At 60.3% G+C, this 15,244-nt stretch carries 15 protein-coding genes, 1 pseudogene and 1 riboswitch; of the genes and pseudogenes, 6 read left to right on the plus strand and 10 right to left on the minus strand.

Annotated elements, in window-relative coordinates; genetic code table 11:
• Window positions 1–232 precede the first annotated feature (232 nt).
• Complete coding sequence (locus tag HU754_RS16365; protein WP_093433152.1) at window positions 233–1,912, plus strand: MFS transporter; 1,680 nt, start codon at window positions 233–235, stop codon at window positions 1,910–1,912.
• A 111-nt stretch (window positions 1,913–2,023) separates the two neighbouring features.
• Here the strand turns inward: HU754_RS16365 and HU754_RS16370 are convergent, their stop codons facing one another.
• Window positions 2,024–2,380: a lysozyme inhibitor LprI family protein gene (locus HU754_RS16370; RefSeq protein ID WP_202894560.1), complete on the minus strand. Its 357-nt coding sequence runs from the start codon at window positions 2,378–2,380 to the stop codon at window positions 2,024–2,026.
• 154 nt (window positions 2,381–2,534) lie between these two features.
• Between HU754_RS16370 and HU754_RS16375 the strand changes: the two genes are divergently transcribed.
• The gene (locus tag HU754_RS16375; RefSeq protein ID WP_186624310.1) at window positions 2,535–2,753 is read left to right on the plus strand and encodes a hypothetical protein; all 219 of its coding nucleotides are present in this window, start codon (window positions 2,535–2,537) and stop codon (window positions 2,751–2,753) included.
• A gap of 185 nt (window positions 2,754–2,938) precedes the next feature.
• On the opposite strand, the pseudogene HU754_RS16380 reads toward HU754_RS16375, so the two are convergent.
• The 6 genes and pseudogenes from HU754_RS16380 to HU754_RS16405 form a co-directional block, all read right to left on the minus strand.
• Window positions 2,939–3,148: pseudogene (locus tag HU754_RS16380) on the minus strand (DUF1801 domain-containing protein); the annotation flags it as partial.
• A gap of 7 nt (window positions 3,149–3,155) precedes the next feature.
• Complete coding sequence (locus HU754_RS16385) at window positions 3,156–5,183, minus strand: LTA synthase family protein (RefSeq protein WP_186624311.1); 2,028 nt, start codon at window positions 5,181–5,183, stop codon at window positions 3,156–3,158.
• Window positions 5,184–5,204: 21 nt separating this feature from the next.
• Window positions 5,205–5,816: a hypothetical protein gene (locus tag HU754_RS16390; RefSeq protein WP_093433159.1), complete on the minus strand. Its 612-nt coding sequence runs from the start codon at window positions 5,814–5,816 to the stop codon at window positions 5,205–5,207.
• The gene (locus tag HU754_RS16395; protein ID WP_186624312.1) at window positions 5,816–7,111 is read right to left on the minus strand and encodes a sialidase family protein; all 1,296 of its coding nucleotides are present in this window, start codon (window positions 7,109–7,111) and stop codon (window positions 5,816–5,818) included. The genes HU754_RS16390 and HU754_RS16395 overlap by 1 nt, the downstream gene beginning before the upstream one ends.
• A 50-nt stretch (window positions 7,112–7,161) precedes the next feature.
• On the minus strand, window positions 7,162–7,707 hold the full coding sequence (locus tag HU754_RS16400) for a cytochrome b/b6 domain-containing protein (protein ID WP_186624313.1): 546 nt from the start codon (window positions 7,705–7,707) through the stop codon (window positions 7,162–7,164).
• A complete protein-coding gene (locus HU754_RS16405) occupies window positions 7,707–7,973 on the minus strand; it encodes a PepSY domain-containing protein (RefSeq protein ID WP_093433166.1) in 267 nt (88 codons plus the stop codon). Before HU754_RS16405 ends, HU754_RS16400 begins: the two co-directional genes overlap by 1 nt.
• Window positions 7,974–8,143: 170 nt before the next feature.
• Between HU754_RS16405 and HU754_RS16410 the strand changes: the two genes are divergently transcribed.
• The 3 genes from HU754_RS16410 (at window position 8,144) to mntP (ending at window position 10,983) form a co-directional block, all read left to right on the plus strand.
• Window positions 8,144–8,806: a response regulator gene (locus HU754_RS16410; protein WP_186624314.1), complete on the plus strand. Its 663-nt coding sequence runs from the start codon at window positions 8,144–8,146 to the stop codon at window positions 8,804–8,806.
• Entirely contained in the window at window positions 8,803–10,176 is a 1,374-nt protein-coding gene (locus tag HU754_RS16415; RefSeq protein WP_186624315.1) for an ATP-binding protein, read from the plus strand. Before HU754_RS16410 ends, HU754_RS16415 begins: the two co-directional genes overlap by 4 nt.
• Before the next feature lie 63 nt (window positions 10,177–10,239).
• Window positions 10,240–10,411, plus strand: a riboswitch (yybP-ykoY riboswitch).
• A gap of 8 nt (window positions 10,412–10,419) precedes the next feature.
• Entirely contained in the window at window positions 10,420–10,983 is a 564-nt protein-coding gene (gene mntP, locus HU754_RS16420; RefSeq protein ID WP_093433172.1) for a manganese efflux pump MntP, read from the plus strand.
• Between the two features lies 1 nt (window position 10,984).
• Here the strand turns inward: mntP and HU754_RS16425 are convergent, their stop codons facing one another.
• From HU754_RS16425 to HU754_RS16435, 3 genes are all read right to left on the minus strand, one after another.
• Window positions 10,985–11,701 (minus strand): DUF72 domain-containing protein, encoded by a 717-nt coding sequence (locus HU754_RS16425; RefSeq protein ID WP_186624316.1) that lies wholly within the window; start codon window positions 11,699–11,701, stop codon window positions 10,985–10,987.
• 122 nt (window positions 11,702–11,823) lie between these two features.
• Complete coding sequence (locus tag HU754_RS16430; RefSeq protein WP_186624317.1) at window positions 11,824–13,611, minus strand: thiamine pyrophosphate-requiring protein; 1,788 nt, start codon at window positions 13,609–13,611, stop codon at window positions 11,824–11,826.
• Between the two features lie 271 nt (window positions 13,612–13,882).
• Window positions 13,883–14,158 (minus strand): DUF2798 domain-containing protein, encoded by a 276-nt coding sequence (locus HU754_RS16435; RefSeq protein ID WP_186624318.1) that lies wholly within the window; start codon window positions 14,156–14,158, stop codon window positions 13,883–13,885.
• A gap of 124 nt (window positions 14,159–14,282) precedes the next feature.
• Between HU754_RS16435 and HU754_RS16440 the strand changes: the two genes are divergently transcribed.
• On the plus strand, window positions 14,283–15,194 hold the full coding sequence (locus HU754_RS16440) for a LysR family transcriptional regulator (protein WP_186624319.1): 912 nt from the start codon (window positions 14,283–14,285) through the stop codon (window positions 15,192–15,194).
• Window positions 15,195–15,244 lie beyond the last annotated feature (50 nt).

Below are 15,244 nucleotides of genomic sequence, written 5' to 3' on the forward strand. Positions count from 1 at the left end.
ATCACGACGTCTATCTTCACCGCAAACATCTCAGCCGCCTCGATCATAGAGACTGGCGAGTGGATATCTGCCAGAAGCTGATTATGCTCAAAGAAACCTTGCAAACGTGCGAGGCGGTCAGACTGTGCAGGTTTCACGCGAGAGCAATGGCGGCATTTGCCACAAGGCCAGAGTACGACAGGCAACAACGGGGGACTCCGGCCTAAAACAATAAGCACAACGGAGAACACCCATGGCCACAACCTACACAACGTCCACCGGCAGTCCACCGCGCAGCGGCGGCATCACCAAGGAAGAGCGCAAGGTCATCTTCGCTTCGTCCCTTGGCACGGTTTTCGAGTGGTACGACTTTTATCTCTACGGTTCACTGGCGGCGATCATCGCCAAGCATTTCTTTGCCGGTGTCAACGAAACCACCGCGTTTATCTTCGCCCTGCTCGCCTTCGCCGCCGGGTTTGCCGTGCGGCCGTTCGGCGCGATTGTGTTTGGCCGGCTCGGAGATATGATCGGACGCAAGCACACGTTCCTGATCACCATCGTGATCATGGGTGTATCGACGGCGATTGTCGGCTTGTTGCCCGGCTACGCGACCATTGGTGTTGCCGCGCCGGTCATCCTCATCACTCTGCGCTTGCTCCAAGGTCTGGCATTGGGCGGCGAGTATGGCGGCGCCGCGACCTACGTGGCCGAGCACGCGCCACGCAACAGACGCGGCTTCTTCACCTCGTGGATTCAAACCACCGCGACCCTCGGCCTGTTTCTGTCGCTGCTGGTGATCCTCGCCTGCCGCACGGCGCTGGGCACTGAAGCCTTCGAAGCGTGGGGCTGGCGGATTCCGTTCCTGCTGTCGATCTTGCTGCTGATCGTCTCGGTGTACATCCGTCTGCAGTTAAGCGAGTCACCGGTGTTCCAGAAAATGAAGGCCGAAGGCAAGGCGTCGAAAGCGCCGCTGACCGAATCCTTCGCGCGCTGGGACAACCTCAAAGTGGTGATCATGTCGCTGCTTGGCGGCACGGCCGGGCAAGCGGTGGTCTGGTACACCGGGCAGTTTTACGCGTTGTTCTTCCTGCTGCAGACGCTGAAGATCGACCCGCAGACCGCCAACCTGTTGATCGCCGGTTCACTGCTGATCGGCACGCCGTTCTTCGTGATTTTTGGCAGTCTCTCCGACCGCATCGGACGCAAGCCGATCATCATGGTCGGGTGCATGCTGGCGGCGCTGACGTACTTCCCGATCTTCCACGCGCTGACCCAGTACGGTAACCCTGATGTGTTTATCGCCCAGGAGAAGAACCCGGTCAAAGTGATCGCCAACCCTGATCAGTGCTCGTTCCAGTTCGACCCGGTGGGCAAGGCCAAATTCACCAGTTCCTGCGATCTGGCGAAGACCCTGCTGGCAAAACGGGCGATCCCGTATGAGAACGTGATTGCCGAGCCGGGCACCGTCGCACAAGTGCGCATCGGCGATAAAGTCGTCGAGAGTTTCGAAGGCAGCGCCCTGCCGGCCGCCGACTTCAAGACCCGCAACGATGCGTTCACCGCGACACTCGGCACCGCGCTCAAGGAAGCCGGTTATCCGGAGAAAGCCGACCCGGCGAAAACCAACTATCCAATGGTATTGCTCCTGCTGACCGTGCTGGTGATCTACGTGACCATGGTTTATGGCCCGATTGCCGCGTGGCTGGTCGAGCTGTTCCCGACCCGCATCCGCTATACCTCGATGTCGCTGCCGTATCACATCGGTAACGGCTGGTTTGGTGGCTTCCTGCCGACGGTGGCGTTTGCCATGGTCGCCGCGACCGGGGATATCTATTACGGCTTGTGGTATCCGATCGTGATTGCGGTGATGACAGCGATACTGGGCACGTTCTTCCTGCCGGAAACCAAGGATCGCGACATTCTCAAGGACTGACGCTGATTACCGTGCAGGAGCTGCCGAAGGCTGCGATCTTTTGATCTTTTTTTGAATATCAAGATCAATAAATCGCAGCCTGCGGCAGCTCCTACAAGGGAGTCAGCAAGTTCAGAATGGCCCCTGAGTGACCACCCGGGTGTCGATGATCTGCTGTAGAGCCTGAATACGCTGCTGGTAGATATCCGTCAGGCATTTCACATCAGCCGCGCATTGGCTACGCTTTTTCAGCCAGGTGTGCTGCTCCCCGATCAAAGCGTCACGCCCGCCCATGGGCAGAAAACGCCGGTCAAGGTTGTAGAGCAGCGCCATGCTCACGTCCATATCGTTAAGCGCGCGATGGGCACACACCGCTTTTTCGTCGGCGGCCTTGGCGCGCTCGCAGTCGAAGCTGGCGGCGTGGCTGGCCCCGCCGATCATCAAAACAGACCCACCGAGCACAGCTGCAAAGAGGTTTTTCGGGGACATGGCGTCAGGTATCCGGACAGTCGTGGATTGAATCGGTTTGGGCCATCGTATGGCGTATAAGTTTCTGCGCACCGCTCATCCCGGCGCCCCGCAAAAATATCGAACGCCCACCGCAGCGTCACCTCCAATGTTTACATCACTGGAGGTCAGCACCATGAATAGCGATGACAGCAAAACCCCGAACGCCTCGCCCACCGACACCTCCGGCAAACCGGTGAATGTGGTCGAGCGCGATCTTGAAGACCGGGACGACGACACCGAAGCCGTGGACGAGGTGATCACGCCTTCATCCACCCGCGTGAAGGAACAGGACGCCGAGACGCTACAGCGCAAGATCGATGAGATAGAGCGCAAAGTGGCCGATGGTAATTAGTGTTTTGCAGGCGATCGCAACAGTCTGCGGGATCCACCCCCTCACCCCAGCCCTCTCCCCCAAGGGGGCGAGGGGGAAAGGGAGCCGATCTGTGTGCTTTTTGAATCTTCAGTTCCCCCCGGTATTTCCGGTCGGCGTAACTTGCATGAACACCCCGGTCAGTCCCCTCTCCCCCTGGGAGAGGGCTAGGGTGAGGGCTTCTTCGCCATATTGAGTTTCACGGCCGCCCGAATCAGCGCAATCAACACTTTCTCATCAATCCGGTCACCCTCGTGGAAATCAATCGCCCGTCGCGTATTGCCCTCCAGACTGGCATTGAACAACCCCGCCGGATCATCCAGTGACGCACCCTTGGCAAAGGTCATTTTCACCGCAGCCTTGTACGTCTCGCCAGTTCAGCGCTCAACGCACATTGCGATACAGCATCAACCGCGCACTTTCATGCAACCCCCGCGTCAGTTCCAGCAAGCGCTGAAACTCCTGCGGGTGTTGCTCGGCGACGTTGTCCCGCGGCGTGGCTGAGCGCAGGTCATGCAAGGTCGGCGCGCTGCCGTCGTGTTGCATTTGCAGCAGATGATGCTGGGTCACGCCGCCGATCAACGGGAACGTACCTTCGCGCAACACCAGCGGCACCACGCGCTCGCCTTCCGGCGCCGGCTGCTGAATGTCACGGCCCATCGCGCCGTTGCTGAACGGGATACCGGCCATGCCCGCCACGGTCGGCAGCAGATCCACTAGCCCCACCGCTTCATCGATCACCTTGGGTTTAAGCAAGCCCGGCGCATGAATCAGCATGGGCACATGGTTGCTTTCCAGCCCCAGTTGTTCGAAGGCCGGTGGCATGTGCGGGATCTGGCTGATGCGGGTGTTGTGGTCGCCGAAGAACACGAAAATCGTGTTGTCGTAATAGCCGCCGGCCTTGGCCAGTTCCATCAGCTTGCCAATGTTGAAGTCCAGCAGGCGCACGGCATTGTATTGCTCGACGCTGCGTGAACCGGCGGCTTGCACCTGCTCCAGCGACAGATTACTGATCTGGAAGCCGTCGTTGTCTTTGGGAATGGTGAACGGCCGATGGTTACCCGACGTTTGCACGTAGGCGAAAAACGCTCGGTCCTTGGGCAAGTCACGCAGGATGCGGTCGCTTTCCTTGAACAAGTCCAGATCGGAAATCCCCCAGACATCCACCAGCGGCGAACGCCAGTCACTCTCCTGATACAGCTTCACGCCCTCGATACTTTGCTGGATCAGCGCATTGATATTCGCCCATCCGGCATTGCCACCGATCATGTAGAGCTTCTGATAATCGCTGAAGGCGTTGATCAGCGTGTGCTGGCGGGTGATCAGCGGATGCCGGGTGGCAGTCTCCTGACGGGTAACGTCCGGCACCCCGGTGATGCTGGCCCACACGGTTTTCGCAGTACCGGTGACCGGCACGTAGAAGTGGCGGAAAAACCAGCTCTCGGTCGCCAGTCGATCAAGATTCGGCGTCGGGTTCAGCGGGTTGCCATAGGCGCCCACCGCGCTGGTGCCCAACGATTCGAGCATGACGAACATCACGTTCGGCGTTCCGGCGACACGATAGGGTTGCATCGTTTGTTGCCGCTCGAACTTCAGCGTCTGCGCATCCGGTTGCGCCACGCCCAGATAGCGCGCAATCACAGGGTAATGCTCGCGCACCTGCGCTTCATCGAACTGCGCCTGCCCGGCCTTGAGCGTGTCGTAGAGGAACAGCACCGGGTTCAGGCCTACGGCGGCAATCTGCGCATTGCCGGAGAAAAACGCATCGCTCCAACGCAACGGCACCGGGTTTTCCAGGTTGAGATTTTCCACGCGACCGAGCAACGCCAACAGCACAGCCACCAGGCCCACGCTGCTGGCAAATATCAACGAGGTACGGCGGATGGCCCGAGGTTCACGAGCCAGCGTCGCGCGTTCCAGGCGCAGAAATCCGTAGAACCACAGCAACAGCACCGCCAGCCAACCAAGGGCGATCCACATTACCGGATAGGTTTCCCAGACCATTTGCTGCGAGATCTGCGCATCTTCCAGATAACGCAGCACCGTGGCGTTGATGCGCACGCCGAGGTAGGCGTAATGGCCGAAATCGATGATGTAAACCAGACCAACTACGCCCAGCGCCAGCAACCAATAGACCCGCGCCACACGGCGCAGCAACGGCACGCGCGTGAGGTTCCAGCGTGGCAGCCAGGCCAATATCGCCAGCGGCAACATCAGCAACACGGCAAGGCGCAGATCGAAGCGCAAGCCGATGCCGAGGGTTTCACGCAGTTGCGGGTCGTCGGCGAACGCGCTGACATCGACACCGGAAAAGCCCAGCACAAACCCCAGCCGCAGAAGGGCCAAGAGTAAAAACGTCAAACCTGCCGCCCCTACGCCGTAGCGCAGGCGCCGCGATTGCAACCACCCCATCGTTGACCTCAGTGTCGTGATTCAGTTTGAAGATGTCGGCACGGCCAAGACCGGCCGCAACAGGCGCCAGACTTCGCGGATGCAAAACGCAGCGCCGGCGACCAGGCAGTAACCGACCAGCAGCGGATCGATCAGGTAATCCCAATAGTTTTCCGAGGCTTTGAGGCGCAGCGCGAAGGCCAGCGTGCCAAGCGCCAGCATCGCTACGCCCAATCCGTTGCGCAGCCACAACAGCGCCAGTGTGATCAGCCCGATCAGCACAATCATCGGTCGCGGGTTGAAGCCCCAGCGGTACGGATCGACATAGGTCAGGCCCATCGTCGCCGGGTACAGGATCAGTGCCATAAGACCAAACAGCACCAGCACCTGGACCCGTTTGAGCGTGGGCAACGGCTGAACCACGCCCAGGCGCAGCAGGCTGAACCAAGACAGCAACACCAGCGTGGTGATCGCCAGATCGTCGGTAAAGCTGCGCACATAGGCCGCCAGCGGCAGCTCGCTGACCGGGACAAAACTGGCCAGTGCCAACAACGGCAGCAGCCACGGCCGCCAGCGTCGGGCCAGGCCAAGCGCACTGAGCAAAACAAAACCGAGCAGGATGAAACTGAAATGGGCTTGCCAGGGAAACATCATCACAGGCGCTCCGCCAGCCACGCATCGTTGAAGCTGACATGTTTGATAAAGGTGTTATTCCACGAATACACCAGGTGATAGAGACCGTCCGAACCCCGGCTGAAATACGGGTATTCGTACTCGAAATCACAGCCGCGTGGTTTGCACACGCGGTAATCGAGATTGCTCAGAAAGCGTTGCTCCAATGGCAAGCGGCGCGCGCCACTGGAGGCCCGGAAGCCTTCGCCAATGATCGCTTTGTAGGCCTCGGGGGCGAACGGCTGGCCGAGCGGATCGGGTGATTGATCCAGATCGATGACGGCGCGCCAATCGTTGAGGTTGGCATCGGTGCCGTACAGGCTGAGTTTGAAACGGCCGTCCTGCAAATCGTTGAGCGCCACCAGCAAGCCGTCGTCAGCCGTGCCCACCGCCGCCAGCGACGAGTTGGGGTTGGCCGGTTCCAACGGATACGGTTCGCTCCAGGTCTGACCGGCGTCGTTGGTGCGGCTGGCGAGCACGCGATGATGGGTCTCGCCGGCATAGCGCAGCATGGCCACGGCGCGGTGGCCGTCCAGCGGCACGATGGTCGGTTGCAACGAGTGCTTGCCACGGCTGATGCGGAATTTATCGATCACCGCGCCGTCCGCGCTCAGATACAGGTATTCGGCAAACTTGCCCATGAATTCGTGATACACCGGCAAACCTATCGAGCCGTCGGCATGGAACACCGGCGCGGCGCGCACCAACGTGCTGATGTTGAAAAACGGCGAGGTGATCAGTTGCCGTGGCGTTGACCAGTTGCGCCCGAAGTCCTCGGACACCATCACGTTGATCGCACTGGTCGCCCAACCGCCAACGGACACCGAGACATAGAACATCCACAAACGCTGATCTGGCGCGAGGGCGATCACCGGGTTACCCAGTTTGCGGATGTAACGGCGCGTGCCGTCGCGGGTGGATTCACGGGTCGCCAACACGTGTTCGGCGCCCCACTCCGCCGTCTTCGCGTCGAACCGCGCCGTGCGGATCTGCACGTCGGCAGCGCCTTCGCGCGAGCCGGCAAACCACACCGCCATCAGGTCGCCGCCGGGCAGCGCGGTGACCGACGACGAATGAACAAAATCGTCCAGTTGCGAGGAAACGAAACGGCTGCTGTACATCGGCTCGGAAGGTGGCTGCGCGGCATCAACTGGCGCAGCCGAGAGCGCGAATGGCGCCAGCACGTGGGTCGGATGACTGCGCCACGCCGCCAGAAAGATCAGGCACACAGCGAGGCTGCCGAGGGTAAATGTCAAGCGAAAGGACAACGCACGCATAGGAGACTCGCGGCAAGGACAAGAGGGTTAACAATGGGCAGACATCCTTGTCAGCGCGTCGAATCATCCGGCAATCGGCGACGGCGTCCTGTGAGCATCGACAACGGCAAGTTGTCGCGAACCTGAAAACTTTCAAACACAGCAGCCGCGATGTGGACGCAGACCAAAATCAGCAAACCGTCGGCAGCGCGTTCGTGTACGAGCAGCGGCCAATCGGCGCCCCACAAAGCGTCGACCTCCTCCGTCGCCCAACCACTGAGGCCGATGGTCAGCAATGCCAGCAACATCAGGATCATCACCAGCGCGCCAATCGGCGAGTGGCCGAGGCGATGCTCGGGCCGCCCGGCCAGCAACGACCGTGCATGGCCGAGCAAACGCGATGGCGTTGGCCAGAAGTCCGCCCAGCGTGCACTGCGCGGCCCGACGAATCCCCACACCACACGCACCGACAGCCAGCTCATGGCGTAATAGCCGAGCCAGACATGCCAGTCATCACCGGCCTCATTGAAGAAGTAATTGGCGACGAAGACGCCCGCGATCGACAGATGAAACAGCCGTACCACGGGATCCCACAGGCGCAGGGATGCGTCCGGCATCAGCCCTTGATCTCGGTCTTGACCGCTTTACCGCTGACCGGGTCGTGGTAGATCTCGACCTTGCGTTTGTCCTTGTCGAAGCCGTAGATCTCGTAGCAGTTGCCGTCGGTGACCTTGAACTTGCTGATCTCGTAGCCCTGGGCTTTCAGCTGTTCCTGAAAGGCGTTCTGGTCTTGCCATTGCGAGCGCTCGGCGGTGGTGCATTGCGGGCCGGCGACGGCCAACGGGCTGGCGATGATCAAAGACAACAGCAGCAGTTTGCGCATGGAATCACTCTCGCGGGATGAGGAAGGCCTCACTGTGCAAAAGCAACCTTAGCGAAAGCTTAGTTGGCAACGAGTCGTTACATCTTTCCCGTCGGATAGCCTGCCACGGCGCGATGTGTGGCGGCATCATGCCGCCCATCCAACACCCTATTGCTCACAGAGAACCGCCCATGCGCCTGCTTCTGGTCGAAGATGATCGTGCCCTCGGACAAGGCATTCGCGTTGCCCTGAGCAGCGAAGGCTACACGCTCGACTGGTTGCAGGACGGTGTCAGTGCCTTGCATGCGCTGCGCAGTGAAAGCTTCGATCTGCTGCTGCTCGACCTTGGCCTGCCCCGCCTCGATGGCCTGACCTTGCTCCAGCAATTGCGCGGCGAGCAGCAGGATTTGCCGGTGCTGATCCTCACCGCGCGCGATGGCACCGCCGAACGCATCGCCGGCCTCGACGCCGGTGCCGACGACTACCTGATCAAACCGTTCGATGTCGATGAGTTGAAGGCGCGCATCCGCGCCTTGCTGCGGCGCAGTCAGGGCCGTGCGCAACCGGTGCTGGAACATGCCGGCGTGTGCCTTGATCCGGTCAGTCAACAAGTCACCTGGCACGGCAACGAGGTGGTGGTGACGCCGATGGAATATCAACTGCTGCATCAACTGCTGGCCCGGCCTGGCAAAGTCGTCACCCGCGAGCGTCTTTCGGGGGCGCTGTATGGCTGGCAGGAACGGGTCGAGAGCAACACCCTCGAAGTGCTGATCCACAACCTGCGCAAAAAACTCTCGACCGAGTTGATCCGCACCGTGCGCGGCGTCGGTTACGTGGTGGCGGGCAAAGCATGATCTCGATACGTGCGCGGATTCTGGTACCGGTGCTGATCCTGGTGTTGATGGGCGATGTGCTGATCAGTTGGCTGGTATTGCGCGACAGCCATCATGAAATCGAAGAGGTCTACGACGCACAACTGGCGCAGAGCGCACGCCTGCTTCAGGGTGTGCTGGCGCAACGCGCCCCAGGCGATAACGACTGGCAGCGGCTGCATCAGGCCTTCGATGAAGCGATGAGCCGGGTCGGCGATGGCGAGGCAGCACATCCCTACGAAACCCGTCTGACCTTTCAGGTCTGGCGCAGCGACGGGCAATTGCTGATGCGCTCGGCCGAAGCACCGGAACTTAGTGCGCCGCCGACCACCCTCGGTTCTCATGATCTGATGGAAAACGGCCGCGACTGGTGCGCCTTTCTGCTCAAGGACGCGCAGCAAGGGTTGTTGATCTGGGTGGGTGAACGCGATGACATTCGGCAGGATCTGATCGAGCGTATTGTTGGCCACACGTTGTGGCCGAGCGTGATCGGCGTACCAGTGCTGACGGTTCTGATCTGGCTGACGATTGGCTGGGGGCTGCAACCGTTGCGAGCCATGGCGCAGACCATTCGCGGGCGCAACACTGACAGCCTCAAGCCGCTGAACCTCAGGCCCCTGCCCCACGACCTTGAACCGATGCAAACCGCGCTCAATCGCCTGCTGCAGCAGATCGACAATCTGCTCGCCCGCGAACGCCGCTTTATCGCCGATGCCGCCCATGAATTGCGCACGCCGCTGGCGATCCTGCGCATCCATGCGCAAAACGCGCAGCTTGCCAGTACCGCGCAACAACGCGAAGAAGCGCTGGAGTTTCTGGTCAGCGCCGTAGACCGCGCGACCCGTATTGCCAGCCAGTTGCTGACCATGGCGCGCATCGAGCCGCGCCTGGCCAACCCGCAAAATAGTCCGGTGGAACTCACCGCGCTGGTGCGCGAAGAACTCGCTGAACTGGCGCCACTGGCCTGGGAAAAGGACGTCGAACTGATTCTCGACAGCGATCATCACTGCCCGGTCGAAACCGACCCTGTGGCGCTGGCCATCGCCCTGCAGAATCTGGTCACCAACGCCTTGAACTTCGCCCCGCCCGGCAGCGAAGTGCGCGTGCAGGTCCAGCCGCAGGCATCCGGCGCGGTGTACATCAGTGTCGAGGACGCTGGTCCCGGCATCGACGAAGCCGACTACGCGCGTCTGTTTGAGCGTTTCTACAGCCACGGCCACGCCAATGGCGCCGGATTGGGCCTGGCGATTGTGCAGATGATCGTCAGCAAGGTCGGCAGCACCCTGCAGCTATACAACCTGCCGCAGGGGGGCTTGTGTGCTGAATTGCGCATCAACGAGAAACCCGCGTGACGCGCTGCACCTGACGTCCGATGCAATGGTTTTGACGAAATTTTCATATCGACCTGTTAAGATCCGCAGCCTCGTTGGGGAGTAGCCTGTTTCCGAGCCTTTCGGAAGCGTTCGTATCAACATTCTCGGCAACATGCCGTGGTGCGAACACCTTTTGGTTGGTGAGACCGACGACACATCCATGCCTAAAGTCGGGCGTGTGGTTGTGTCGTTGACTCATAGCCCGACTGGAAGTGTGCCCCCGTGAATCCTGTTTCCCTCATTTTCCTCGCTCTGGCCATGTCCACGGATGCGTTCGCCGCCGCCATCGGCAAAGGCTCCAGCCTGCACAAACCACGCCTCACCGAAGCCCTGCGCACCGGTTTGATCTTCGGCGTGATCGAAGCCATCACGCCCATCATCGGGTGGTTGATCGGTCAGGCAGCCACTCGCTGGGTGGCTGAATGGGACCACTGGATCGCCTTCACCCTGCTGCTGGTTCTCGGCCTGCACATGATCTACAACGGTCTGAAACACGAAGAAGAGGAGGAAGAAAAACCCGGTTCGCACTCCTTCCTGATTCTCGCCGTTACCGCGTTTGCCACCAGCATCGATGCCCTCGCGGTCGGCGTCGGCCTGGCGTTTGTCGACGTGAACATCTGGGTCGCGGCAGCGGCGATCGGTCTGGCGACCATGACCATGGTGACTATTGGCGTGATGCTCGGCCGAGTGCTCGGTGCTGTGGTTGGCAAGCGTGCGGAAATCGTCGGGGGCGTGGTGCTGATGATTGTCGGTGCGACGATTCTGTATGAGCACCTGTCGGCCTGATTCAAGCGGAGGTCAGCGTCGCCAGCGTCAAGGCATTGCCCAGCGCCGCGCCGCTGGCGGTATTGTCGAAAATGCACCAGGTCGTGGCACCTGCAGCGGTCGCTGACAGCAAGGCGTCTGCGAGGTGTTGCAGATAAGGTGAATCGTAGGCGCTGTGGTAAATGCGCGGTGAGCCGTGCAGGCGCCAATACTGTGTTCCCGCCCAGCCACCTGGCGAAACATCACGGCGGATGCGCGAAGGATCGACTGCTGCTTGGGCGATCTGATGAGTCATTAACATCGACTCGGCGCTGACCCATGATTCATGCCTTGGCTCGAGCACCACTGCGCCGGAGAACCGCTCGCGCAATGTCGTGAAAAAGGTTTCGGCGCTGGCGGCGTCAAACGCCAGCGAAGGTGGTAACTGCACCAGCAAGCAGCCCAAGCGTTCGCCCAGACCGCCGCATTCAGCCAGAAACCTGTCCAGCGCCGCCTCGCAACCTGTCAGGCGTAATTCATGGGTGATGTGTTTGGGCATTTTCACCGAAAACCGGAAGTTCTCCGCTACACCATCGGCCCAACGCTCGTAGGTTTGCCGGCGATGCGGACGGTAGAACGAGCTGTTGATTTCCACGCCATTGAGTCGCGCGGCGTAGCGCTGCAAATGCGTGCCCTCCAGGGCAAATACCGGCCAGTGTTCGCGCCCCAGACTCCAGCCTGCGCAGCCCACATAAATCAAAAGTCCACCTCCTGACCTGTAGGAGCCGCCGAAGGCTGCGATCTTTTGATTTTGTTTTTAAAGATCAAGATCAAAAGATCGCAGCCTCCGGCAGCTCCTACAGTTGTCTGTCGATTAACCGGTTATTTTTTCCCGGGTAACACGGCGCCGAGCACCTGTTTGGCGGTTTGCACGATCACCCCGGCTTCATCCGGATCGCCTTTGAGCAACGTCGTGGCGAATTTCTTCGCCTGCTCAAGCTTGATGTGCGGCGGCAAGGGCGGCACGTTCGGGTCGGTCTTGAACTCGATCACCACTGGCACTTCCGAGGCCAGTGCCTTTTCCCACGCAGCGGCGACGTCTTCTTCGCGATCGACAAAAATGCCTTTCAGGCCAATGGAAATGGCGAACAAGTGGTAAGGCACGTCCGGGATACTTTGCGACGCTTCGAACTTCGGATCGCCCTCCATCACCCGCTGCTCCCACGTGACCTGATTGAGATCCTCGTTGTTGAACACCGCGCAGATCCATTTCGGACTCGCCCACTGCCGCCAGTATTTGGCGACGGTGATCAGTTCGGCCATGTTGTTCATCTGCATTGCGCCGTCACCCACCAGCGCGATCACCGGACGTTCGGGATAGGCGAATTTGGCGGCAATCGCGTAAGGCACAGCGGCGCCCATGGACGCCAGGCCACCGGACAACGAGCACTGCATGCCACGGCGGACTTTCAGATCGCGGGCAAACCAGTTGGCGCAGGAGCCGGAGTCGCTGGTGATGATCGCCTCATCGGGCAAGCGTGACGACAGCTCATAGACCACCCGTTGCGGGTTGACCGGGTCGGCTTTGGCCATGGCTCGTCTTTCGAGGGTTTTCTCCCAACTGCTGCGCCAACCTTCGATTTTCTTGCGCCACTTGTTGGAGGTTTTCTGTTCGAGCAGTGGCAATAACGCGGCGAGCGTTTCCGCCGAGTCGCCGACCAGATTGACCTCCATCGGATAACGCAGGCTGAGCATGTCCGGCTGCAAATCGATCTGCACGCCGCGCGCCTGGCCTTCCTTGGGCAGAAATTCCGAGTACGGAAAACCCGAGCCGATCATCAGCAAAGTGTCGCATTCGTTCATCAGCTTGTAGCTCGGTTCGGTGCCGAGCAGGCCGATGCTGCCGGTGACCCAAGACAGATCGTCAGGCAACACGGCTTTACCCAGAAGCGCTTTGGCGACACCGGCACCGAGTTTTTCCGCCACGGCGATGACTTGATCGGTCGCCTGCAATGCCCCGGCGCCAACCAGAATGGCGACCTTCTCTCCCGCATTCAAAACCTCGGCGGCCCGCTGCAGATCCTCGTCATAAGGCAGCACTTTGGGTTTCGTGTAACCCACCCCGGAATGCGCGGTGCCATGGGCGCGCGCCGGTGCTTCATACTTCAGTTCCTGCAAATCGTTGGGCAGAATCAGCGCGGTTACCCGGCGTTCGCCCACGGCCGTGCGCACTGCGCGATCGAGCAAATGCCGCACCTGCGAAGGCGCCGACGCCTGCTGCACAAATGCCCCGGCGACATCCTTGAACATCGACACCAGATCCAGCTCTTGCTGGTAGTGACTGCCCAGCGCCGTGCGTGCCTGCTGGCCGACAATGGCCAGCACCGGCATGTGGTCCATGCGCGCGTCATAGAGGCCGGTGATCAGGTGCGAGGCGCCCGGGCCGGAAGTGGCGATGCACACACCCAGCTCGCCGGTGAACTTGGCATGCGCCGAGGCCATGAACGCGGCCATTTCTTCATGCCGCGCCTGAACGAATTCGATTTTGCCCTTGGCCCGACTGAGCGCGCCGAACACGCCGTTGATGCCGTCACCCGGATAACCAAAAATTCGCGTAACGCCCCATTGGCTGAGCCGCTCGACCAGAAAATCTCCCACTGTCATCGTCATCTCGATCCTCTTCTTTCTCCGCTGCATGGAGCTGCCCCGGCAGAACATCCGACGGGAGGTGTAAGGGTCTGGACAGTTGGGTTGTTGGCGAAGTTTCGATTGGTTTCCTCAGGCCAATCCTTGTTTGTTTTTCTGAGTCCCCCACAAGACCTGTCGATCGGTGGTGAGGCCATTCGCGAGCAGGCTCGCTCCCACAGGGAATTTAGTTGCAAATGTGGGAGCGAGCCTGCTCGCGAAGTCGGTAGAACAGCCACTGATGACGCGGAGGCTTTCAACGATGCGGATGCACCGTGAACGCCACCAGTTTGATCACGATCGGCCGCACGACCAGGATGCACAGGAACGCCACCGGCATCGCCAGCTTATAGGCGTGCAAGGCATTACTCAGGTAGTCGTTATCAATGCCCGAATTGGCAGCGGTGATCACCAACGACATCAGGAACGCCATGATCGTCGCCATGTACAACGCAAACACATACGGCGTGGCGCGCGGCGACAGCTTGCGTCGGCCAAGGATCATGGCTTCGGAGCTTGTTGGTTGATTCATAAGGCGTTTCCATCCATTGACAGGGAGACCGCACGTTAGCAAAGCCGGTCTGCCGCAACTAGACGCTCAGTCGCAGGTACTTTATAAAGCAGAACTTACGAATCAACCCTCAACGGGACGATGAATGAATCTGCTGACGGCGATTGCCAGTTTTATCAAAGTGGTCGAAGCCGGCTCGATTGTCGGCGCCGCCAAGACCCTCGGTGTCAGTGCAGCGGCGGTGAGCCAGACGCTCAATCGACTGGAAGCGCACCTCGGTGTACGGCTGTTGCGACGCACCACGCGCAGCATGGCACTGACCGAAAACGGCGCGGTGTACTACGAGAAAGTCCGCCGGATTGCGGCGGATCTGGAATCGGCGCAAAGCTTGATCAGCAGCGATGAAACCGAGCTGCAGGGCCGGCTGAGCATCGCCTCGACATCTGCCTTTGGCCGCCATGTGCTGGCGTCGCTGATTGCCGGCTTCACCGCACAGCACCCGCGCCTGCTCATCGAACTGTCGACCACCAACGGCAAGATCAACCACATCCAGGACGGCATCGATCTGAGCCTTCGAATCAAGCCGCAACTGGAGGACGGCATCGTTGCACGCAAGATCGTTTCGCTGCCCTTCATCATGTGCGCCGCGCCGGCTTATCTGCAGCGTGCAGGGTGGCCGCAATCGCCGGATGATCTGCAAAACCATGCCTGCCTGGCCTTTCGTTATCCCCTGGACGGGCGTTTTCTGCGCTGGAGTTTTATCCGCGACGGGCAGCGTTTCGACGCCCCTGTCAACGCCACCGCCATCAGTGATGACATTGATGCACTGGCGCAAATGGCGGTTCACGGTGCAGGGATCACGCGACTGGCGGAGTTTGTTGCAGCGCCTTTCCTGGCGACCGGGCAACTGGTGCCGCTGTTTGAACACAGCGTCGTCCAGCCAATGGACATCTATGCCTGCGTGCAGGAACGTGCGGCGATGACGCCGAAGGTCAAAGCCTTTCTGGACTATCTGACAGCGCATCTGGCCACGCGCTGGCCGATGGAAAATGTTTAAGACGCAGGGCTCAAAGAGGCTCGCTGAAGCGCGCGAAATCGGGCAAAGTC

It is taken from the genome of Pseudomonas zeae, from assembly GCF_014268485.2.
GTDB lineage: Bacteria > Pseudomonadota > Gammaproteobacteria > Pseudomonadales > Pseudomonadaceae > Aquipseudomonas > Aquipseudomonas neuropathica.